This window comes from Aeromicrobium changchenzhani, assembly GCF_057586615.1.
Map to the genome: position 1 here is coordinate 1,472,038 of NZ_CM172480.1, position 22,667 is coordinate 1,494,704.

At 60.8% G+C, this 22,667-nt stretch carries 18 protein-coding genes; 16 read left to right on the plus strand and 2 right to left on the minus strand.

Going from position 1 to position 22,667, the window contains the following annotated elements; translation table 11 throughout:
• Window positions 1–25 precede the first annotated feature (25 nt).
• From AC2YB9_RS07450 to AC2YB9_RS07465, 4 genes are all read left to right on the plus strand, one after another.
• Complete coding sequence (locus AC2YB9_RS07450) at window positions 26–472, plus strand: acetone carboxylase subunit gamma (RefSeq protein WP_487268165.1); 447 nt, start codon at window positions 26–28, stop codon at window positions 470–472.
• Window positions 473–474: 2 nt separating this feature from the next.
• Window positions 475–2,601, plus strand: coding sequence for a hydantoinase/oxoprolinase family protein (locus tag AC2YB9_RS07455; RefSeq protein ID WP_487268167.1), 2,127 nt, complete (start codon window positions 475–477; stop codon window positions 2,599–2,601).
• Between the two features lie 51 nt (window positions 2,602–2,652).
• Complete coding sequence (locus AC2YB9_RS07460) at window positions 2,653–4,986, plus strand: hydantoinase B/oxoprolinase family protein (RefSeq protein ID WP_487268169.1); 2,334 nt, start codon at window positions 2,653–2,655, stop codon at window positions 4,984–4,986.
• Between the two features lie 76 nt (window positions 4,987–5,062).
• A complete protein-coding gene (locus AC2YB9_RS07465; protein ID WP_487268171.1) occupies window positions 5,063–5,878 on the plus strand; it encodes a hypothetical protein in 816 nt (271 codons plus the stop codon).
• A gap of 35 nt (window positions 5,879–5,913) precedes the next feature.
• Here the strand turns inward: AC2YB9_RS07465 and AC2YB9_RS07470 are convergent, their stop codons facing one another.
• Window positions 5,914–6,798 carry a M56 family metallopeptidase gene (locus AC2YB9_RS07470; protein ID WP_487268173.1) on the minus strand — a complete coding sequence of 295 codons (885 nt, stop codon included), beginning with the start codon at window positions 6,796–6,798 and terminating at the stop codon, window positions 5,914–5,916.
• On the minus strand, window positions 6,795–7,169 hold the full coding sequence (locus tag AC2YB9_RS07475) for a BlaI/MecI/CopY family transcriptional regulator (protein ID WP_487268175.1): 375 nt from the start codon (window positions 7,167–7,169) through the stop codon (window positions 6,795–6,797). Before AC2YB9_RS07475 ends, AC2YB9_RS07470 begins: the two co-directional genes overlap by 4 nt.
• 87 nt (window positions 7,170–7,256) lie before the next feature.
• Here AC2YB9_RS07475 and AC2YB9_RS07480 point away from each other — a divergent pair, with 87 nt between their 5' ends.
• The 12 genes from AC2YB9_RS07480 (at window position 7,257) to AC2YB9_RS07535 (ending at window position 22,378) form a co-directional block, all read left to right on the plus strand.
• Entirely contained in the window at window positions 7,257–8,672 is a 1,416-nt protein-coding gene (locus tag AC2YB9_RS07480) for a cytochrome ubiquinol oxidase subunit I (RefSeq protein ID WP_487268177.1), read from the plus strand.
• 12 nt (window positions 8,673–8,684) lie between these two features.
• Window positions 8,685–9,698, plus strand: a complete 1,014-nt coding sequence (gene cydB / locus AC2YB9_RS07485; RefSeq protein WP_487268179.1) for a cytochrome d ubiquinol oxidase subunit II — start codon at window positions 8,685–8,687, stop codon at window positions 9,696–9,698.
• A 4-nt stretch (window positions 9,699–9,702) separates the two neighbouring features.
• On the plus strand, window positions 9,703–11,331 hold the full coding sequence (gene cydD, locus AC2YB9_RS07490; RefSeq protein WP_487268180.1) for a thiol reductant ABC exporter subunit CydD: 1,629 nt from the start codon (window positions 9,703–9,705) through the stop codon (window positions 11,329–11,331).
• On the plus strand, window positions 11,328–12,923 hold the full coding sequence (cydC, locus tag AC2YB9_RS07495) for a thiol reductant ABC exporter subunit CydC (protein ID WP_487268181.1): 1,596 nt from the start codon (window positions 11,328–11,330) through the stop codon (window positions 12,921–12,923). The genes cydD and cydC overlap by 4 nt, the downstream gene beginning before the upstream one ends.
• A gap of 17 nt (window positions 12,924–12,940) precedes the next feature.
• The gene (ftsY, locus tag AC2YB9_RS07500; RefSeq protein WP_487268182.1) at window positions 12,941–14,077 is read left to right on the plus strand and encodes a signal recognition particle-docking protein FtsY; all 1,137 of its coding nucleotides are present in this window, start codon (window positions 12,941–12,943) and stop codon (window positions 14,075–14,077) included.
• Between the two features lie 181 nt (window positions 14,078–14,258).
• Window positions 14,259–15,545, plus strand: coding sequence for an ammonium transporter (locus AC2YB9_RS07505; protein ID WP_487268183.1), 1,287 nt, complete (start codon window positions 14,259–14,261; stop codon window positions 15,543–15,545).
• Window positions 15,546–15,547: 2 nt separating this feature from the next.
• Window positions 15,548–15,886 carry a P-II family nitrogen regulator gene (locus AC2YB9_RS07510; protein ID WP_487268184.1) on the plus strand — a complete coding sequence of 113 codons (339 nt, stop codon included), beginning with the start codon at window positions 15,548–15,550 and terminating at the stop codon, window positions 15,884–15,886.
• 2 nt (window positions 15,887–15,888) lie between these two features.
• A complete protein-coding gene (locus tag AC2YB9_RS07515) occupies window positions 15,889–16,335 on the plus strand; it encodes a DUF294 nucleotidyltransferase-like domain-containing protein (protein ID WP_487268185.1) in 447 nt (148 codons plus the stop codon).
• A gap of 109 nt (window positions 16,336–16,444) precedes the next feature.
• Window positions 16,445–17,977 carry a signal recognition particle protein gene (ffh, locus tag AC2YB9_RS07520; RefSeq protein ID WP_487268186.1) on the plus strand — a complete coding sequence of 511 codons (1,533 nt, stop codon included), beginning with the start codon at window positions 16,445–16,447 and terminating at the stop codon, window positions 17,975–17,977.
• Window positions 17,978–18,029: 52 nt separating this feature from the next.
• A complete protein-coding gene (locus AC2YB9_RS07525; RefSeq protein ID WP_487268188.1) occupies window positions 18,030–18,659 on the plus strand; it encodes a hypothetical protein in 630 nt (209 codons plus the stop codon).
• Between the two features lie 78 nt (window positions 18,660–18,737).
• Window positions 18,738–20,471, plus strand: a complete 1,734-nt coding sequence (locus tag AC2YB9_RS07530; protein WP_487268189.1) for an ABC transporter ATP-binding protein — start codon at window positions 18,738–18,740, stop codon at window positions 20,469–20,471.
• Window positions 20,468–22,378: an ABC transporter ATP-binding protein gene (locus AC2YB9_RS07535; RefSeq protein ID WP_487268190.1), complete on the plus strand. Its 1,911-nt coding sequence runs from the start codon at window positions 20,468–20,470 to the stop codon at window positions 22,376–22,378. The genes AC2YB9_RS07530 and AC2YB9_RS07535 overlap by 4 nt, the downstream gene beginning before the upstream one ends.
• The last annotated feature ends 289 nt before the right edge of the window (window positions 22,379–22,667 follow it).

Genomic DNA, 22,667 nt, shown 5'->3' on the forward strand with positions numbered 1-22,667 from the left:
CATGCTGACGAAAGGCACGGACACCATGCGCGTTCCTATGACCGAGTACCTGTTCATCGACCTCGACACCGAACGGTGGGTCTGCCGCATATGCAGCCACGACCTAGGCGACGCTCGAGGTAACTACAAGGAGGGAACGCTCGTCTACGACCGCGACCCTCGCGAGATCCACCCGCCCATCATCGATCCAGCGAAGTATGAGTTCACCTTCTCACCAGATCCGGCGTTCTGCCGGATTCTGGAGTACTACTGCCCGACCTGCGGCACGCAGATCGAGGCCGAATATCTTCCGCCTGGACATCCACCCACGGTCGACATGCTCTGGGACATCGACTCCTTGAGAGAGAAGTGGGAAGTTCACGGCGGCAATCCCGAGGAAGTCATCAACTACGGTCCCGGCGAGAACGCCGTCACCGATCTCAGCGCCCGGTTCGAGTCGGCCGGACACACTCACACGAACGGCGGTCACTGACCATGAAACGAATCTCAGTCGACATCGGTGGAACTTTTAGTGATTGCTTCTTCGTGTGGGATGGCCTTTACATCGAGTCCAAGGCACTGACCACCCACCACAACTTGGCATTGGGCTTTAACGAAGCCCTCGACCGCGCCTGCGAGCGGGCCGGCGTCAGCCGCGAGACCGCGCTGCGGGAGGTTGACTCGGTCAGGTACGCGACTACCCTCGGCACCAACGCGCTGATCGAAGGCAAGGGCCCCCGTGTTGCTGCCTTGGTGACTCACGGTTTCGAGGACACCATCCCGCTGTCGCGCGGTCGCGGCTATGGTGAAGGGCTCGATGGCGTCAAGCAGGGCGACATGCCTGATGCGCAGCGACCTGAGCCGCTCGTTCCCCGGCAGCTCATCCGCTCGATCAAGGAGCGCGTCGACTCCATCGGTGAGGTGCTCGTGCCACTTCGGTATGAGGACGTGCGCAGTCAAGTGCGTGAGTTGGTCGACGCAGGTGCCGAGGCAATCGTCGTCGCGTTGACTAACGCGACCGAGAACTCGGTACATGAGGAACGTGTCCTAGAAATTATCCTCGACGAGTATCCAACGCACGAGCTCGGCTCGATCCCGGTGCTGCTCAGCAGCCAGGTCTCCGGTCGTAAAGGTGAGTACGTCCGGGCCATGGCCACCATCGTCGACGCTTTCCTCCACGAGACGATGTTCCACGCGCTCAATCAACTGTCGAACAATCTGCGCGATTCCGGCTATGACAAACCGATGCTAGTGATCCACAACTCAGGCGGCATGGCGCAGCCGAACTCGACCGACGCCCTGCAAACAATTCATTCGGGTCCGATCGCTGGGGTTGGGGCAGCCCAGCATCTTTCAGAATCGACTGGCCTCGGCGACGTTATCTCGATGGACATGGGAGGCACATCATTCGATATCGGTCTCGTTCCCGAGGGCGGCGTCCGCCACTACGACTTCCAACCGACGATCGGGCGCTGGATGGTCTCGGCACCGATGATCCACCTCAATACTCTAGGAGCGGGTGGAGGGTCAATCGCTTCGTACAACCGGATCCATCACTCAATTCAGATCGGCCCCGAGTCGGCAGGCTCTGACCCAGGCCCCGCGTGTTACGACCGCGGCGGACTCCATCCCACCGTGACCGACGCCGATCTCGTACTCGGTTATCTCGATCCCGACAACTACGCGAACGGTCACATCCAGCTGAATCCGAAACGCTCGGTCTATGCAATCGAAGAGGCCTTTTGTGACGAGATGGATCTTGATCATGTCGAGACAGCGAAGATTATCAAGAGCACTGTCGACGAGCAGATGGCGATCGGCATCGAGAAGGAGTTGCGATCACGTGGAGGCCTGATTGAGGACTATACGATGCTCGCCTATGGCGGAAACGGGCCTTTGCACGCCTGTGGCATCGCTTCTAGTGCCGGGATTAAGAAGATCCTATTCCCACCGTTCGCATCGGTATTCTCCGCACTGGGAGCGGGCAACATGCGTCCTCTCCACATCCACGAACGCAGTGCGTACGTGGTGCTTTACGAGCCGCTGAAACGGAGCCTATATTGCGAGTACAGCGCGATGAACGATTATATCGAGGAGCTCGAGGCTAAGGGCGCTGAGGACCTAGTGCGCCAGGGCTATGACAAATCAGACGTCCGGTACCGCCTTGAGATGGATATGCGTTACGGCAACCAGCTCGTGACCACCGCGGTGGCCTTCGATATCAATCGGGTCGCTGGAGTTGCCGACGTTCTGCACCTGATCAAGACGTTCTCGGACATCTTCGGCGAACGCTACGGTCAAGGTACCCAGGCTCCCGAAGCCGGAATTCGGGTCCAGACGATCCGGGTGGCCTCATTCATCGAGGGCGAGGTTGTCAAGTTTGACTCCATCCATGCCGGCGGCGACAAAACCCGACCGGACGCAGTGTCTAGTCGGGAAGTGCACTTCCCGGGCGTGGACGGGGCAGTAGACACGCCCGTCTATGACGCGGACGCGATCAAGCACGATTTCGTCATCCATGGCCCGGCCATCGTCACGACCGAAAACACGACCTATCTAGTGGAGCCCGGCTGGCGGCTGGAGCCCACGATCCAGGGCGCTGTGTGGTTGCTCAGCGACTGACCATCAAACCATCCATCACCTCACGTTGAGAGCACAAGGAGCGTAAGAGCAATGACACTGACTACTCAGGACACCACGGCACCAGAAGACAGTAACGATGACACCCAACTGCTGAGCTCGCAGGAGCAGGAGTGGGTCGACAAGTTCATGGATGAGACGACTCTCTTCCTCGGCCCAGACCCGGCGATCATGCGCCACCACGAGATCATGCCGCGGACTGAATATGAGCAGGAGTGCATCGGGAAAGGGATCGACACGATCGAATTCGACCGGATCCGCAAGCGGCTCGCCGGCGCGCTCGACGAGGCCTTCGAGATGTGCGAGAGCATGGGCGCCGCGCCCGGTGCTAAATGGGCAGACCTTTCGTGCGCGGTGTACACGGCCGAAGGTGACGTGACGTATCTGTCGAACCGCGGCGTCATCGCCTTCTCCGCCGTACTGCACCACCCCATCCGCTACATCATGAAGAACTGGAAAAACGAACCAACCGTCGGGATCCGAGCCGGCGACGGCTTCTTCCACAACGACTCCCGCTTCGGGATGGTGCACAACACCGACCAGTCGATGCTCGTCCCCGTCATGCGTGACGGGGTCATCATCGCATGGGTCGGTGCCACGATCCACGAGGGCGAGAACGGTGCGTGCGAGCCCGGCGGGATGCCTTCGGGCTCGGAAACGCCGTTCGACGACGGACTTCGCGCCTCGCCGATCAAGATCGTCGAGGAGGGACACCTGCGGCGGGATCTGCTGACGTTCCTGCAGCACTCAACTCGCGATCCTAAGCTGATGCTCGCGGACATTAAGGTCAAAATGGGAGCTGTTCGCCGCATCATGGACACCGTTGACCGCCTGATTGAGGAAGTGGGCCAGGAAACCTTCGTTGCTGCGCTACGGGTGACCGTCGAAGACGTCGAGCAGGAGGTTCGCCGACGCATCACCGATCTGCCGGACGGCACGGTGACGTTCAATCAATTCGTCGACTCGACGCTGAAAGAAAACATTCTCATCAAGTTCGCCTGCAAGATCACGATCAAGGGTGACCGCATGATCGTCGATCTGACCGGTACTGGTCCGGAGATTCTCAACCGGGCAATCAACTCGCCGCTCGCGTCGACGAAATCTTTCATGGCGCAAGCGATCCTGTCCTACTACTGGCCAGATCTGCCGCGCAGCACTGGCGCACTCTCGCCGATTGAGGTCATCACCGAGGAGCACAGTTGGGCTGACGCCGGCTATGACGCGCCGGTCGGACAGTCCCTTCAGGCATCCTTCCGTGGCTTCTCCGCGCTGCAGACGGCGTTCGCCAAGATGCAGTTCTCAGCACCTCAGAAGTACTCGAACGTGGTGGCCCCGTGGTTCAACCAAATCAACGACTTCCTGTGGGGAGGCACGACTCAGAACGGTGAGCAAGTCGGCAACTTGTGCGCAGACCTCAACGGTATGGGCGGTGGGGCCAAGGCTTTCCGTGACGGTGAAGACGCCGTTGCGCCGTTGTTCTGTGCGATGGCGGACATCGGTGAGCAGGAGGTCATGGAGGAAGAGGTTCCGTTCCTCCAACTCGTGAGTAAGCGGATCGTTCGCGACAACCAAGGCTTTGGCAAGTTTCGGGGTGGCATGGGTTACGAGATGATCGTGGCCTCGCGCGGTACTCCGAGTTGGGGTTTCATGACGGTTACGTCCGGATCAAAGTTCTCTTCGGTACCTGGAATGTTCGGCGGTTACGGCTGCCCGGTGTATCCACTGGCAATGGTCAAGGGCATCAATATCTACGACATCATTAAAGCTGATCCGGAAGAGTTCGACCTCTCGATGGAACGCGTCATGAATGAGCAGCCCTATGAGGGCGCCGACTACCAGTCGGCCCACATGGGCCTGCAGTTCGACGTCGCCAAGGAGGGCGAGATGTACATGATCGCCCAAGGATCGGGCGGCGGTTACGGTGACGTGCTCGAGCGCGATCCGGAAATGGTTGTGACTGACCTCCAGATTGATCGAATCTCGGCTCAGGTGGCTACCGACATCTACGGTGTCGTGTGGATTCCCGAGACCTTCGTCGTTGACGAGGAGGGCACCAAGGAGCTCAGGTCGAAGATCCGTCAGGATCGAATCTCGCGAGGCAAGCCGTACGCCGAATTCGTGAAGGAGTTCGTCCAGCCCGAGCCGCCGAAGGAGCTGTTGTACTACGGCTCTTGGGGACAGGACGACGACGAAGAGCTATTCGCCACGCATTGGGGCGGCATCGAGCCGGAACGCGTCAAAGGCAAACTCGCCGAACTGCCGCTGATCATGGTGCCGGACCGCCGCGTTCTCAAGATCGGCCAGCTCGAGGCACGTGTGCTTGAACTCGAGGAAAAGTACGGCGAGACGGTCTCGCATAAGTCCTGAGCGCCAGCTTGGGCGGTTGGCCGCGTTGCCTCAGGGCTGCGTGGCCAACCATCATTTCATCATCAAGGAGGATCTCGTGACTACAGGCCTGAACGCTCTCATCGCACAACCGCCATCCGGGCGCCGGACGGCCGTCCTTCTAGACGCGCACGACTGGGCGCAGGCTGTGATTTTACAAGGCAAAGACGTCCCGTGGCGCGACACGATGGCGTACGTCAACTTCGTGAGTCAGGCGCAGGGGCTGCTCGACCCCGATGCGACATTGGTCGCACTTGACCGCTTTTATGACTTCCTGGTGTCGTCGGACGAGCGACTGAGAGCGTCCATGGGCGTCAAGAAACGTACGGGTTACGCGCTGCGCACCCTGCTCGCTGACTCTGAGTCGAATCGGCGTGTGCTGGAGCTTGTCACGATCTTTACCAAGACCCAACGACGCCCGGTAATTCTGCACATTCCGTCGCCGCGCCGCTGGCTAGAACGAACGCATATTTTCTCCGGCGTGACCACGATTGATGCGCTCGACAGCGATGCCGCTGAAAATGCGTCAATGTACGTCGCAGACTGGCTGAGAAATTTCGCTGCCCTTCCCATCGCCGCAGTCATGCTCGATGACCGTAACGCCGGTTCCAGTGGAGTACCAGTGCCATTGTCGGCCTATACGCCGTTGGCGAATGCGACCTCAAACTACGGCTGGGGCCTTGCGATGCGAGATGATGATCGCGTTCAACTCTGGGATAGCGATACGCAGGGGATTCTCATTGCGCCAGATTTCTGGTCGGCTACTGACGGAACGCTTCCGTCGGGCGACTTCCTGCTCGGCACCATCCCCGCGACCGCTGTGCCCGAGCGCGTCCGGGCCAAGATCAGCGAGATGGTGACTGCCACCGCCTGATCCGCTGAACTGCTGCTTGGCTGAGCCAGCCTAAATCAGGCCAGAATCTGCCAGGCATGCGCGATCCACGGCACGGCGAGCCCTACTGTCGGAGTAATGAGGACCGTGGAAGAGACGATGTAGGCGAAGAGCGCCCACCCGGTATGTTCGCCGGAACCACGTTCGAGGCGTTCGAGGCGTAGTGCAGTCGCAGTGCCAACGCCAAGGCTGCCTCGCGGGATCGGACCGGCCGCCAGCGCGACCAGAGCCTGCGCCAGTGGCGTCGGACCGATACGGCGCAGAGCAGCATCATCGGCCAGCAACTCGATCAAAATCTGACTCTGTCGCCGTGCACTGTCAGCGCCATGCATACGCGGGAAAGCGCGGTGCAGGATCAGGAATCCTTCAAGGACGAGATCGTGGCGGCGCCGTACGTGGGCTCGTTCATGCTCGAGCACGGCTTCGAGCTGCTCGGCGGAGAGATTGTCGAGCGCGCCACGCGACACGATGACACGGGCGTGGGCCCGGTCGGGCAAGCAGAATGCGACTGGGGTCTCTTCCTCAAGGATGCGCAAACCGGGGACCGCTCCGTCGGGAGTGGCAAGCAGATCGAGCAGATTGCGGTGCCGGCGGCGGCGCGACCGGGTCTCGCGGACCACCGTGACGAGGCTCCAACTGATCCGCAGAGCGACCGTGGCGGTGAGAGTCAATACGGCGAAATGGATCAGGATTTTCCAGGTCGCCAACGTGCCGGTCGTGACGAGCCACAGGGCGGTTGACAAGCCGGCACCGAGCACGGCAAGAATCGCCGCGATCGCCAGCGATTGCCACAGAAAGATCGCAGCGCGTGGCGCACGGTAGGTCCACTCGGCGCGGCCAAGCGCACGCGCCGCGGGATAGGCCAAAACCAGTCCGATGAGGCCCAGCAGGAGTGGGGTCATGCCTTCGGTTTGTCCTTGGCGACGATTCGATCGAGCGTTGCCCGCATGGCCGCGGCTTCTTCCGGTGTTACGCCCGCAGCGAAGTGCACGAGTGCGGCTGTACGGTCCGGTCCGGCGCTGTTCAGCGCGGCGTTCATAAGCTCGCTTGTAAGTTCGTCGCGGCCATGGGCGGGGGAGTAGAGGAACGCGCGGCCCGATCGAATGCGGGTCACCAGATCTTTGCGTCCGAGCCGATCCAGCACCGTCATGACGGTCGTGTACGCGAGGTTTCGGTTTGCCAGCAATTTCATCACCGCACGCACGGACAAGGGTGCATCAGCGGCCCACAACTGATTCATGACTTCGCGTTCGAGCTCTCCCAACGTGTTCATGACTCAGATAATACGACGCGGTGTAGTAGTTGCGCATTTCGTAGTACTACTGTGTGTCGTAGTTACTTTCGATTGAAGGGAAGCGCCATGGAAGCGCTGGAGATCGCCCGCTGGCAATTCGGCATCACGACCGTCTATCACTTCTTCTTTGTCCCCATCACAATCGGGCTGTCGTTCCTGATTGCGGGATTGCAGACCGCTTGGCATCGCACCGGCAACGAGGAATATCTCAAGCTCACCAAATTCTTCGGGAAACTGTTCCTGATCAACTTCGCAATGGGCATTGCTACCGGGCTCGTCCAGGAGTTCCAGTTCGGCATGAACTGGAGCGCCTACTCGCGCTTCGTCGGTGATATCTTCGGCGCTCCGCTCGCAATCGAGGGCTTACTCGCATTCTTCCTTGAATCGACGTTCCTCGGTCTGTGGCTCTTCGGCTGGAACCGGCTCAAGCCCGCAGTTCACCTGGCCACCATCTGGATCGTTGCCGTCGGTACGCTCCTGTCCGCGTTCTTCATCCTCGCCGCGAACTCCTTCATGCAGAACCCGATCGGCTATCGCCTCGATGGCGCGAAGGGCCGGGCCGAACTGACCGACTTCATGGCAGTGTTGAGCAACAAAGTCGTGCTGACGACATTCCCGCACCAGATCGCCGCCTGCTTCATGGTCGGCGGCGCATTCATGGCCGGCATCGCGTTGTGGCATCTCATGCGGCACCCCGACCGTGACCCCGGTGCGTTCCGAAAGGCGGTCAAACTCGGTGCCGTAACTCTGCTGATTGCTGGTATCGCCACGACAATCACCGGCGACATCCAGGGCAAGGTCATGACCGAAGTCCAGCCAATGAAGATGGCCGCAGCCGAGGCGCTGTATGAAGACGCGCAGCCAGCGCCGTTCTCAATCTTCACAGTCGGCAGCCTCGACGGCTCGAAACCGCTCTACCAACTCGAGGCCCCCCGGCTGCTGTCCTTCCTGGCGACCGGCACATTTACCGACAATGTGCGCGGCATCAACTCGCTCCAGGCCGAGTATGAGAATACCTACGGGCCGGGGGACTACACCCCGAACATTCCAGTCAGTTATTGGACGTTCCGTGCCATGATCACCGCAGGTGGAATCGCCATGATGGTGGCACTCTGGATGTTGTGGGCGATTCGGCGTGGCCGAATCCCCCAAATCAAGGGCAGGCATGGGAAATGGTTGCTGCGCTCCGCGATCGTGATGCCACTCATACCGCTGGCTGCCAACTCATTCGGTTGGATCTTCACCGAAATGGGCCGTCAACCTTGGGTCGTTTTCGGGTTGATGAGGACGCAGGCTGGCGTCTCACCGGGCACCACCACCTTCGAGGCAGCGGCATCCCTCACCGGGTTCACGATCTTGTATGGCGTGCTCGCCATCATCGAGGTCCGGCTGCTACTGCACTACATACGAGAAGGATTGCCCGAACTCGATCCGCCCGTCGACCCCGACAACGCTGACGCCCCGTTGGCGTTCGCCTACTGAGCAGGAGTAACCATGGAACTCACCACCGTCTGGTTCATCCTCATCGCTACGATGTGGACTGCTTATCTCGTCCTTGAAGGCTTCGATTTCGGCGTCGGCATGCTGATGACGATCTTGGGCCGTAATGACGTCGAGCGGCGCGTCATCCTTAACACCATCGGGCCGTTCTGGGATGGCAACGAGGTCTGGCTGGTCGTTGCTGGCGCCGGGACATTCGCAGCTTTCCCCGAGTGGTACGCGACGCTGTTCAGTGGCTTCTACTTCCCGCTGTTCCTCATCCTCGTCGCACTGATCATCCGGGCCGTCGCCATTGACTATCGGGGCAAACGTGAGGGTACGCGTTGGCGGCGCGGCTGGGACGCGGCAATATTTTTTGGTTCCTTCCTACCCACCATCTTGTGGGCGGTGGCACTGGCGAACATCGTCCATGGCGTCCCGATCGATGCAAACAAGGAATATGTGGGCGGCTTCTTCAACCTACTGAACCCGTATGCGCTACTCGCCGCCGTGACCGTGCTGGGGCTATTCCTGACCCACGGTGCGGTATTCATCGGCCTCAAGACAACCGGCGACGTGCGGGAACGGGCCAATCGCTTCGCCTTGCGCGGGGCACTGGCGACCGTGGTTCCAGCGGTCGCGTTCGTCGCGTGGACGACAATCGATGCTGGCAAGGCTGCCGTGACGATCGTGGGTATTGGGGCGTTGGTGGCGTTTGTGTGTGCGGTGTTCGCCGTGTTCAAGGAGCGTGATGGCTGGGCCTTCCTCGGAACGGCGTTTGCCATCGGGCTGGCCGTAATCATGCTGTTCCTAGCCTTGTTCCCGAATGTGATGCCATCCTCGCTCGACCCGGCATGGAATCTCACGACAACCAACGCTGCCGCGACCGATTACACGCTCAAAATCATGACCTGGGTCGCGGTGTTATTCACCCCGCTGGTCGTCCTGTATCAGAGTTGGTCCTACTGGGTGTTCCGCAAGCGGATCGGAGTCGAACACATTCCGGCAGTCCAGCCGAGTCAAGTTTAGTGACGTGAAGCCGATCGAGCCGCGTCTGCTGCAACGATCGCAGCCAGTGCGTAGATTGCTGGTTGTCGGTGCGGCGCTCGGTACGGTGTCGGCACTGTTGATCGTCGCGCAGGCGTGGTTCATCGCAGCCCTCGTGGCGCGCGGATTTGCCGGCGAGGGCCTCACCTCGGTAACGCTCCAAAATGCCGTTTTGGTTGGTGCAGTGTTCGCTGCTCGGGCCGCGATCACGTGGCTGCAGCAGGTCCTCGCTGCTCGGGCCGCGGTGCGGGTCAAGTCGCAGCTCAGGGCTGAACTTGCCGAGGCGGTTCTCGATCCGCGGCGGGCTTCGATCACGCCTGACACAAGTCGGGTCGTCACGCTGTTTGGTTCGGGGCTGGACGCGCTCGACGCCTATTTCGCGAAGTACCTGCCGCAGTTGATCCTCGCGATCAGTGTGCCGCTGGTTGTGCTTGTTGCGGTGGTGTGGGCCGATCCACTGTCAGCGCTGACGATTGCGGTCACGCTGCCACTCATCGTCGTCTTTATGGTGCTGGTCGGCTGGCTCACCAAGGAGAAAACCGATCGGCGTTGGGCGGCGCTGCAGACGTTGAGTCACCACTTCCTTGACGTTCTCGACGGCCTAGTCGTACTCAAGGTCTTCGGACGGTCCCAAGTCGCCGGCCTAAGACGAGTAGGTGAACAACATCGACGCGAATCGATGACTGCCTTACGGCTCGCATTCCTGTCCTCATTCGTCCTTGACCTCTTCGCGACCCTTGCTGTCGCGTTGGTGGCGGTCAGCGTTGGACTTCGCCTCGTAGAGGGGCACCTTGGCCTCCAGATCGCGATGTTTGTCCTGCTTCTGACGCCGGAGGCATTCACCCCGATGCGGCAGGTCGGCGCACATTTCCATGACAGCGCCGAAGGAGTCGCGGCGGCCCAAGACGCCTTTGACATCCTCGACACTGCGACCGTGCACGCTGGGACAGCAGCAGCACCGAATCCTGCCACCAGCCGAATCAGCATCGAACAACTTGAGGTTCGCTTTCCCGAACGTACCCGCGCGGCACTGCCCGCGACCGATGCGGTGATTGCGCCGGGGGAGTTCATCGTGCTGACCGGGCAATCGGGGTCGGGCAAGTCGACCCTGCTCGGGGTGCTGTTGGGATTCGCGGCACCGACTGCCGGGCGTGTGATGGTGGGCGACGTCGACCTAGCGGACGTCGACATCGCACAGTGGCGCCGTCACATCGCGTGGGTTCCGCAGGTTCCCGGTCTGATCGAAGGGACGATCGCAGACAACGTACGGCTTGGTTCGATCGATGCCAGCGACGCGGATCTGCGCGCAGTGTTGGACGAAGCGGGAGCGGCCGGGCTATCTGCTGATCGGCGGATTGCCGAGGACGGGCAGGACGTATCGGCGGGCGAACGGCGGCGGATCGGTATCGCGCGCGCGCTGCTTCGGGTGCGACTGGGGCATGCCACATTGCTCCTATTTGATGAGCCGACCGCCGGTTTGGATGCGGCAACCGAAGACCACATCATCGACGGGTTGAAGGCCGCAGCAGTCACTGTCGTCGTGGTCACGCATCGGTCAGCGGTACGTATGCGCGCTGATCGGGAGATTGTCCTCGATGAGTTGGTGCTCGTATGAAGCGACGACTCCTAATCGGCTGGACAATGGGCGTCGCGGCTCAACTCAGCGTGATCGGCCTCCTGCTCACCTCCGCGTGGCTCATCTCGCGGGCTGCCGAGCATCCGCCGGTGTTATATCTCATGGTGGCGATTGTCAGCGTGCGTGCATTCGGCCTTGGCCGCGCGGCACTCCGCTATGGCGAGCGACTGCTGACCCATGACGCTGCATTCGCCATGTTGACCCGAGAACGGGTTGCCGCTTATGTCGCACTGGATCGGGCGGCACCGGTCGGCATGGCTAATGTCCGCCGCGGCGATGTGGTCAACCGAGTCGTGGCCGATATTGATGCGTTGCAAGACCGTCAGCTGCGGGTCCGGCTGCCAATGACGATCAACCTCTGCGCCGAGATATGTGTGATCGGGTTGGTGGCTTGGTTCGACCTACGGACCGGCCTGCTCCTGGCGGGGGTCGTTGCGGCATTGCAGTTGGGCATTCCGTTGCTGATCGCGCATCAGGGCGGTGTCCAGGAGCGATCGGTGGCCGGTCTGCATGGACAAATGTCCGCCCAGCTCACGGAGGCGGTGACAGCGGCACCAGATCTGGTTGCCTATGACGCGGCTGGCTATGTTCATTCGCGGCTCGGCGACACTGATCGCCGGTTGGTCGACGCCCAGCTCAAAGCGGCCTGGCTCAATGGTTTGGGCTCTGCGCTGGTGCTGATCGGGGTTGGCCTTGCGGTCGCGCTCTCGGCGTTGACCGCATCGGCGGCAGTCGCCGCTGGCGGATTGCGGCCCACACTTCTGGCCGTTCTCGTGCTTGCTCCAGTCGCCTTGTTGGAACCCCTCGACAGCATCCCGGTCATCGAACAACAACGACAGCGGATTCGTTCCTCGGTGGATCGGATCCGGGCCCTTGCAAGTCTGCAGAGCCCCGTGGTTGAGCCCGCGAACCCCGAACCACTTCGCAGCGATGCCACGCTGATCGTCCGGGATCTGTCAGTCGGCTGGCCGGGACATACCGCGGCGTCCGGGATCGACTTCGTCGTGCGCCCGGGGGACGTCATTGCGCTGGGCGGGCCGAGCGGCAGCGGCAAGAGCACCTTGGCGATGACCCTCCTCAAATTAATCGAACCGCGTGGCGGCACGATCACGCTCGGCGGCGTCGATCTGAAAGATTGCGCGGGCAACGACATTCGTGAGCGGATCGGGTTGCTGCAGCAAGATGGACACATCTTCTCGACCTCGATCCGTGAAAATCTGCGAATCGCCCGGCCCGATGCGAGTGACGACGCATTGTGGGAGGCGCTCGAACGTGCGGGTTTGCGCGACTTCGTACGAACCCTTCCGCGCGAATTGGACACCGAGGTCGGTGAGAACGGCAGCCGGATTTCCGGGGGCGAGCGACAACGACTGGGGCTGGCACGTTTGTTGCTGGCTGAGCATCAGATCCTGGTTCTTGATGAACCCACCGAGCACCTCGACCGTGCCACGGCAGAGGCGCTGCTCGAGGATGTGTTGGCGTTGAGCCCGGCTCGGAGCATCATCGTAATCACACATGCGCAATGGGTACGTGAACGGATCGGAATGTCGGTCACGCTTCAGGCAGCCTGACTGCATAGGATCGGGGGGTGACCAATACTTCGTTGATCCTGTTCATCGCGATCGCTGCGGTCGTCATTCTGCTGGGCGCCAGCATCGCGCTCAGCATTGCGCGCGGCCGCAAGGAATTGCCGCCGGCCGATGTACTCGATGAAATTACCGAGGCGACGATCGAGCATCCGGAGGAACACGCTCCGGATCTGGACGAGGAATCAGAGGCTCCGGCCGCGACGATCGAACGGCCAGAAACGCCGCAGGGCCGGCTCGTACGGCTGCGTTCGCGCCTCGCCAGATCGCAGGGCACCCTCGGCAAGGGGCTGCTCGCCATCCTCGGCCGCGGCACACTCGATGATGCGGCGTGGGAAGAAATCGAGGACACCCTGCTCGGCGCCGACGTCGGTGTCGGGCCGACCCAAGAATTGGTCGACAAACTGCGCACTCGCCTTCGGGTTGAGGGCGTCGACAGCGCGGACGCCGCCCGTACGGTCCTGCGTGAAGAACTCGTTGCTCTCGTCGGCGCCAATCTTGATCGTTCGCTCCGGAGCACGGGGACGGATGGCGATCCAGGGGTCGTGCTCGTCGTCGGCGTCAACGGCACCGGCAAGACGACGACGGTCGGGCGAATCGCACGCGTGCTGGTCGCCGAAGAAAAGACCGTCCTACTTGGCGCCGCCGACACCTTCCGCGCCGCTGCAGCGGATCAACTGCAAACCTGGGGCGAACGCGTCGGCGTCGACATCGTGCGTGGCCCCGAGGGGGGCGATCCGGCCAGCGTCGGTTTCGAAACCGTCCAGCGCGGCAAGGCCGAAGGCATCGACACAGTTCTGGTCGACACCGCCGGCCGACTACATACAAAATCCGGCCTCATGGATGAACTCGGCAAGGTCAAACGTGTCATCGAGAAGCAGGCTCCGGTCACCGAAGTCCTTCTCGTCATCGACGCGACGACCGGCCAGAATGGACTCACCCAGGCGCGTGTTTTCAGCGAGGTTGTTGACGTCACCGGCATCGTGCTGACCAAGCTCGACGGCACTGCAAAGGGCGGCATTGTGATCGCCGTCCAGCGCGAATTGGGCGTCCCGGTCAAGTTCGTCGGGCTCGGCGAAGGTGCTGATGATCTTGCGCCATTCGATCCGGCCGAGTTCGTGGACGCGCTGCTGTCCTGAGCATGCCGCGCGGGTCTGCATTGATCTGAGCAGCCGGTGAGCACGTAACGCACTGTTAACAATTCCGCCGAAGTTGTGACAGTTTCGCAATCTCCAAGCACCGGAATCGAAATCGTCGACCGTCACAGTGTTGAGCAATGACACGGAGCACCGCGTCAGAGTATTCGACTCCGGAGGCGCAATGAATACCGGTGACACAGGATGGATTCTTGTCAGTTCGGCCCTAGTCCTGCTCATGACGCCTGGCTTGGCCTTCTTCTATGGCGGCATGGTGCGGGCGAAGAGCGTCCTCAACATGATGATGATGAGCTTCCTCGCGATGGCGATTGTCCCGATTCTGTGGGTGTTGTATGGCTACAGTCTCGCCTTCGACGATGACGCCAAGGGTGGATTGATCGGCAAACTAAATCTGGTCGGACTTAAGGACATCACGCAGAACTCGCTGACCGGAACTCCCGGTCATCAATATCCCGTGTATGTGTTCGTGGCCTTCCAACTCATGTTCGCGATCATCACGGTCGCGTTGATCAGCGGCGCGGTCGCCGATCGCGTCAAGTTCTCCGCATGGACGGTGTTTATCGCGGTGTGGGTCTCGCTCGTCTACTTCCCAGTTGCACACTGGGTGTTTTCCTTCAGCGGCGACAACGTCACCGGCGGCTGGATTGCCAGCAAACTCAAGGCGTTCGACTTCGCCGGCGGCACTGCCGTTCACATCAACGCTGGCGCGGCGGGTCTGGCACTCGTACTCGTACTGGGCAAACGGGTCGGCTGGAAACGCGATCCGATGCGACCGCACAACCTGCCCTTCGTGCTGCTCGGCGCAGGATTGCTGTGGTTCGGTTGGTACGGCTTCAATGCGGGCTCAGCGCTGGGTGCCAACGGCCTCGCCGCGCTTGTCTTCGTCAACACGACGATCGCGACGGCGGCTGCCATGATCGGCTGGTTGTTGTTCGAAGTGCTGCGTGACAAGAAGGGGACGAGCCTCGGCGCGGCCTCCGGTGCGGTCTCGGGACTGGTTGCCATCACGCCCGCTTGCGGCGCGGTTTCGCCGATCGGCGCGATCGCGATCGGATTGATTGCCGGTGCATTGTGCGCGTGGGCGGTCGGCTTGAAATACCGCTTTGGTTTCGACGACTCGCTCGATGTTGTCGGCGTTCACCTCGTTGGTGGAATCATCGGTACGTTGCTGATCGGCTTCTTGGCCACGAAGGGGAACACAGGCGGGGTCGGCAGCATCTTCTACGGCGGCAATTTTGCACAGTTGGGCCGCCAGGCCATCGCGGCGGGGGCCGTGCTCGCGTACTCCTTCAGCCTCACCTATGTCATCGCGGCCGCAATCGACAAGACGATTGGCTTTCGCATCGGTGCTGAGGACGAGATCACTGGAATTGATCAAGTCGAACATTTGGAAACCGCGTACGATTTTGCTGGCTCCGCCGGTGGCTCATACTTCTCGAAGGGACTCTGAACATGAAGCTCGTCACAGCGGTAATCAAACCGCACATGTGGGAGGAAGTCAGTGAAGCAGTGGCTGCCGCGGGAATTGCCGGCCTGACGGTAACCGAGGCCAGTGGGTATGGGCAACAAAAGGGTCATACCGAGGTCTACCGTGGCGCGGAGTACGAAGTGAATCTCGTGCCGAAGCTTCGGCTGGAGATTGTCGTTGACGATGTTGATGCCGACATGGTCGTTTCGACGATTGTCTCGGCCGCGCAGACTGGCAAGATCGGCGACGGCAAGGTTTGGGTGACCCCGGTCGAATCGATCATTAGGGTGCGCACCGGTGAGACCGACGAGGCCGCGCTCTGAGGATGGTCAGTTCGGCGGACCTGGCGCAGCGCCGCAGCGAGCGCACGCACGTAGCTGATGAATTGCTGCGCCGTGCCTTCATCAGCGCGATTGCATCACCCGCCAGTCACGACGCCAATCAGTGCGACGGGCGCAGGATGGCGCTCGTCGCTGTCGGCGGCTACGGGCGATCCGAACTGTCGTTGCACAGCGATCTTGACGTCGTCCTGCTCCACGACCCGTCAACCGCGGCGGCAAATGTTGCCGACGTTGCGAATGCCAGCTGGTATTCGCTGTGGGATCGCGGGATCCGGCTAGCCCACGCGGTGCGGGACACCGCTCAGATGCGTGCGGTCGCGAACGACGACTACCGGGCTGCCACCGGAATGCTCGAGGCGCGCGCAGTTGCCGGTGACTTGGTGCTCGTGTCGTTCAACCAGTCAAGCGTCAAATGGGCCGTAGATCGGTAATTACTTCGTCGGATTCCTCGACCAACGGGTCCGCAGCGCCGGTCTCCTCGAATTGAACCGTTAGTCTTGTGAGCAACACATTTTTCAACCTGAGGATCGCCACCGCGCCATGTTCGACACTCTGCAAGATCGCCTTCAGTCCGCGTTCAAGAACCTCCGCGGCAAGGGCAAGCTCTCCGAAGCCGATATCGATGCCACCGCGCGCGAGATCCGCATCGCCCTGCTTGAGGCTGATGTCGCGCTGTCGGTCGTCAAGCAGTTCATCGCGAACGTCAAGGAGCGGGCGCGCGGTGCAGAGGTCAGTGGCGCGCTGAATCCGGCTCAGCAGGTCATCAAGATCGTCAATGACGAACTCGTGTCGATTCTCGGTGGCGAGACCCGCCGGTTGCAGTACGCCAAGAATCCGCCGACCGTCATCATGCTCGCCGGACTCCAAGGCGCTGGCAAGACAACACTCGCTGGGAAGCTCGGACTCTGGCTCAAGGGCCAGGGCATGTCCCCAATGCTCGTCGCGGCCGATCTGCAACGCCCCAACGCAGTGACTCAGCTCCAAGTGGTTGGCAAACAAGCCGGTGTGACCGTGTTTGCGCCCGAGCCAGGCAACGGTGTTGGTGATCCAGTCGTTGTCGCAAAGGCTGCGATCAAGGAAGCAACTCACACCCTGCACGATATCGTCATCGTTGATACCGCCGGTCGCCTCGGCATCGATGCCGAATTGATGCAGCAGGCCGCCAACATCCGCGATGCCGTCGATCCCGATGAAGTGCTGTTCGTCGTCGACGCCATGATTGGCCAAGACGCCGTACAAACCGCGATGGCGTTCATGGATGGCGTCGGTTTCACCGGTGTCGTGCTCTCCAAGCTTGACGGCGATGCCCGTGGCGGTGCCGCGCTCTCGGTTGCTTCAGTGACCGGCCGACAGATCATGTTCGCTTCCAATGGCGAGAAGCTGACCGACTTCGACGTCTTCCACCCCGACCGTATGGCGTCACGCATCCTCGACATGGGCGACGTGATGACGCTCATCGAGCAGGCCGAGAAGGTCTTTGACGAGGAGGAAGCTCAGCAGGCCGCGGATAAGTTGCAAGGCGGCTCGTTCACGCTCCAGGACTTTCTCAAGCAGATGGAAGCCATGGCCAAGATGGGTTCCATGAGCAAACTCATGGGCATGCTCCCGGGCATGGGCCAGTTCAAGGAGCAGTTGGCCAATTTCGACGAACGTGAGGTCGACCGAATCAAGGCAGTCATCTTGTCGATGACACCGGCGGAGCGGGACAATCCGAAGATCATTGACGGTTCGCGTCGCCTACGTATCTCTAAGGGCTCGGGAACCCAAGTCAAGGACGTCAATCAACTGGTCGACCGGTTCTTTGATGCCCGCAAGATGATGCAACAGATGGCCAACGGTGGCAGCGTGCCCGGTATGCCGGGGATGCCCGGCCTGCCTGGCGGCAAGCGTGCTGGGCCAAAGCAGCAGCCCAAGAAGGGCAAAAGTAAACGCGGTTCAGGCAATCCGGCCAAACGCGCAGCTGAGGCCAAGCAGGCTGCGACTGGGCCAGCCGACGGCGCCAGTGCCTTCGGTTTTGACTCGGGGTCGGCCGACGACTTCGAGCTGCCGAAAGAACTGAAAGACCTGCTCTAGCCGGGCGCGTGTCCTCAACGGTTTGATCGCCCCAACGACTTAACCTTGAGACATGGCCAATCGATCCTCTTCCCGTCGTCGTCAACGCCGCATCCGGATCACTGTCGCGATTGCGCTGTTGGTGTTTGCTGCCGCTGTCGCGATACCTGCGCTCGTGCTTCAGACACCGACGCTGCTCAGCATCGTGGTCGTTGTTGTCTTCCTCTGCGGCGCGTCGGCGGCTCGCATCGTTCATTCCGAATTGGTCGTAAACCGCCGGCGCTACGCGGTCGAACGTACCGAAAGCGCCTCCGATTATCGACGACTCGCAGTGACACAATCGCGCGAAAACACCGCATTCGCCGACTCGATGGCCGACCGGGTTGCCCAGCGTGATGCGGTGATCGACGAACTTCACAGCACAGTTCAACAGGTAGAAACGCGTGCGACCGCAGCCGAACAGCGTGCCGGGATTGCTGAACGGCGTGCGGTTGTTTCGGAACGGCGAGCGGTCGATGAAGGTTTACGTGCTGATCAGGCGACTGAGGCGCTGATCGAGCTGCAACGCGATATTGAGGCCGATGAATCTGCACTGATCGAGCAATTGGGCAGTGGCAGTCTTGAGACAGTTGATTTGTTGAAGTGGGAAGAGAAGGTCATCGCGCTCGGCGCCCACTCTGGCCGGTTGCCCAAGCACGCCTGAATCTTGTCGACAGCAACGTTGTCGAGACTAGGGCACCTGGCCCAGAAGCAGTTTGACGACAGACGATAATCTCTCCTCATGCTGCTGCCACTCTTGCGCCGATACTTGGCGCCTTACAAGTGGCCGATCGCTTTGGTTCTGGGGTTTCAATTCATCCAGACGATTGCGAATCTGTACCTCCCCGGTCTGAACGCCGACATCATCGACAAGGGTCTGGTCACCGGCGACACCGGCTACATTTTGCGCACTGGCGGCGTAATGCTGGCGATCACGGTCGTTCAGATCGCCTGCACGGTCATCGCCGTCTACTACGGAGCTCGCACGGCGATGGCTCTTGGGCGCGACCTGCGAGCCGCCGTATTTGCCAAGGTCGGAACCTTTGCAGCCCGTGAGATGACGCAGTTCGGCGCGCCGACGCTGATCACTCGGTCGACCAATGACGTCCAGCAGGTCCAACTCATCGTTTTCATGGCGTTGACGTTGCTGGTCGCCGCGCCGATCATGTCGATCGGCGGCATCATCATGGCACTGCGACAAGATGTCCAGCTGTCCGCGTTGCTGCTGCTGGTGGTGCCGACGCTGATCGTATGTATCGGAATGATCATTCGTCGGATGCGACCGCTGTTCCGGCTCATGCAGACCAAGATCGATGCGATCAATGGCGTCATGCGTGAACAAATCATGGGCATTCGCGTGATCCGGGCTTTCGCCAAGGAGGATTACGAGGCCGAACGATTTGGTGTCGCCAATAATGAAAATCGTGACGTTGCGATCGCGGTTGGCCGGCTGATGGCGATGATGTTCCCGACCGTCATGCTGATCATGAATGTCTCGGTCGTCTTAACGACATGGTTTGGCGGGATTCGCATCAACAGCGGCGGTATGGGTGTGGGTACATTGATCGCTTTCCAGCAATACCTGATCCAGATCTTGATGGCAGTCATGATGGCCACCTTCATGCTGATGCTCTGGCCGCGTGCCGAGGTCTCGGCCGAACGCATCAGTGAGGTCTTGGATACCGAGCCCAGCGTCGAAGCACCTGCCAATGTCGTTGCGCATCGTGTGACCGGCGGCCAGGTCGACATACGGAATGCGTCGTTCGCATATCCGGGCGCGGAACAAAATGTCCTCGACAGCGTCGACCTGATCGCCCGGCCGGGGGAGACCACCGCCATCATCGGCTCGACCGGCAGCGGCAAGTCGACGTTGCTCGGGCTGATCCCACGGTTGTTCGATGCGACCGGCGGCTCGGTGTCGCTTGACGATCGCGACGTACGAACAATGGCACCCGACGATGTGTGGGCCGGCATCGGATTGGTGCCACAACGGGCGTTCCTGTTCTCCGGCACAATCGCCTCCAATCTGCGTTATGGCAATCCTGATGCAACCGACGCCGATTTGTGGAATGCCCTGGCCATTGCGCAGGCGAAGGAATTTGTCGAGCAGATGCCCGGCCAACTGACGGCACCGATCGCGCAGGGTGGTGCCAATGTTTCAGGTGGCCAGCGGCAGCGCCTGGCAATCGCCCGTGCGATCGTGAAACAACCCAAAATTTATCTATTCGACGACTCGTTCTCGGCCCTCGACTACGGCACCGATGCCGCATTGCGAGCCTCGCTCGCGCCGGTGACGACAGAATCTGCGGTCATCATTGTCGCCCAACGAGTGAGCACGATTCGGGCCGCCGATCGGATTGTCGTTCTCGAGGAGGGCCGGGTGGTTGGCACTGGTCGGCATACCGAGCTCATGAATTCTTGTCCGATTTACCGAGAGATCGTTCTGTCCCAACTCAGCGAGGAAGAAGCCGGATGAGCGCCCGGTTTGGCGCGGTTGCTCAGGCGCCGCGGAAGCCCAAAGATTTTAAGGGGTCATTTCGACGCTTGGCGCGCAGGCTGTTGCTGGAACGCGCACTGGTCTGGCTGATCGTCGGTTTCGGCGCAGTTGCAACGCTGATGTCGGTACTCGGGCCACGAATTTTGGGGCACGCGACCGACATCGTCTTCAACGGTTTCATGTCGAGCCAGTTCCCAGCCGGCAGCAGCAAGGCGGAGATTGTCGCGGGCCTCAAGGAGAAAGGCGACGGTCGCATTGCGTCGATGGTCCAGTCGATGGACCTCAACCCTGGCGGCGGTATCAACTTCACCGCGCTCGGCTGGGTCCTGGTGCTGGCGATTGTGCTGTATGTGTTGTCGTCGTTGCTGCAGTGGCATCAGGGCCGTTTGACGGCAATTGTCGTGCAACGTATGGTCGCCAGACTCCGCGACGATGTCGAAGACAAAGTCAATGCACTGCCGCTGGCGTACTTTGACACCGAGGAACGCGGCGAGGTGTTGTCGCGTACGACAAATGACATCGACAACATCGCGCAGTCGTTACAACAGACCATGAGTCAGATGCTCACCTCGGTCCTGGTCGTGATCGGTGTCCTCGTCATGATGTTGACGATCTCGCCGCTACTGACGCTGATCGCAATCTTCACGATCCCCGTGGCGATCCTGATCTCACGCGTCATTATGAAACGGTCGCAACCGCAGTTCATCGAGCAATGGGCCAGCACCGGCCGGCTCAATGGTCATGTCGAAGAGGTCTTCACCGGCCACGAGATCGTCAAGGTTTTTGGACGTCAGAAAGAGGCCGGCGAGACCTTCGATTGGCACAATGATGCGCTGTACCGATCGGCGTTCAAGGCTCAGTTCGTGTCCGGCCTGATCCAACCACTGATGATGTTCGTGTCGAATTTGAATTACGTCGCAGTCGCCGTCATCGGCGTGCTTCGGGTGTCGACCGGAACCCTCAGTATTGGTGAGGTGCAGGCGTTCATCCAATACTCGCGCCAGTTCACCCAGCCGTTGACGCAGATCGCGGCCATGATCAACCTGCTGCAATCGGGGGTCGCGTCGGCCGAGCGGGTGTTTGGGCTGCTCGATGAGCCAAATGAACGCCCGGACGAACCCGATGCGCCGTTCCCCGATCCAGTGCGCGGGCGCGTGGTCTTCGACGATGTCACGTTCGCGTATAAGCCCGATGAGCCGTTGATCGAGCATCTCGATCTGGTCGCCGAGCCCGGCCAGACCATTGCCATCGTCGGGCCGACAGGGGCTGGCAAGACGACGCTGACTAATCTCATTCTGCGCTTCTACGATGTTCAGGGCGGTGTCATAACCCTCGATGGCACCGACATCGCGCGCATGGATCGCGGACCGTTACGACGCAACTTCGGTGTCGTCCTGCAGGACACCTGGCTGTTCAAGGGCACGATTCACGACAACATCGCCTACGGTGCCGACGCCGCCTCCCCTGAAGCGGTTCAGCAGGCCGCCGAGGCGGCATACGTTGATCACTTCGTACGCACCCTGCCCGACGGCTATGACACGATCATCGAGGACGAGGGCTCCAATGTCAGTGCCGGGCAGCGACAACTGCTGACCATCGCGCGCGCCTTCCTAGCCGATCCGGCCATTTTGGTGCTCGATGAGGCCACGAGTTCGGTTGACACCCGCACCGAAGCACTCGTTCAACAGGCGATGGCACAGCTGCGTACAGGTCGCACCTCATTCGTTATCGCGCACCGGCTATCGACCATCCGCGATGCTGACCACATCGTGGTTATGGAGCACGGTCATATCGTTGAACAAGGCACCCACGACTCATTGCGTGCCGCCGGTGGAGCCTATGAGCGGCTGTATGCCGCACAGTTCGCTGCGCCGGCCGTCTCGTAAGTCCTTGTGGTCGTTCACGGTTGCGTCATAAAGAATGAGGTCCATGACCCACGTTCTTTATGACGCAACGGACAATATCTGCTCGACAGCGCGCTTAACGCTGAGGGGCGAGCGGGGGTTCCGATCGTGTTCGCCGAAGGCTCATCTGGGGCGTAACGCTTCGCTGACGGTGCCGGTAGACATGGCCAATTCTGAACCCAATTGGAGCCCGGCCTCGCATTCTGGCAGAATGATCCATTGCGTCTGATTCATCAATGGACCCTCTCAGCCGGAGAAGATTCAGATCCAT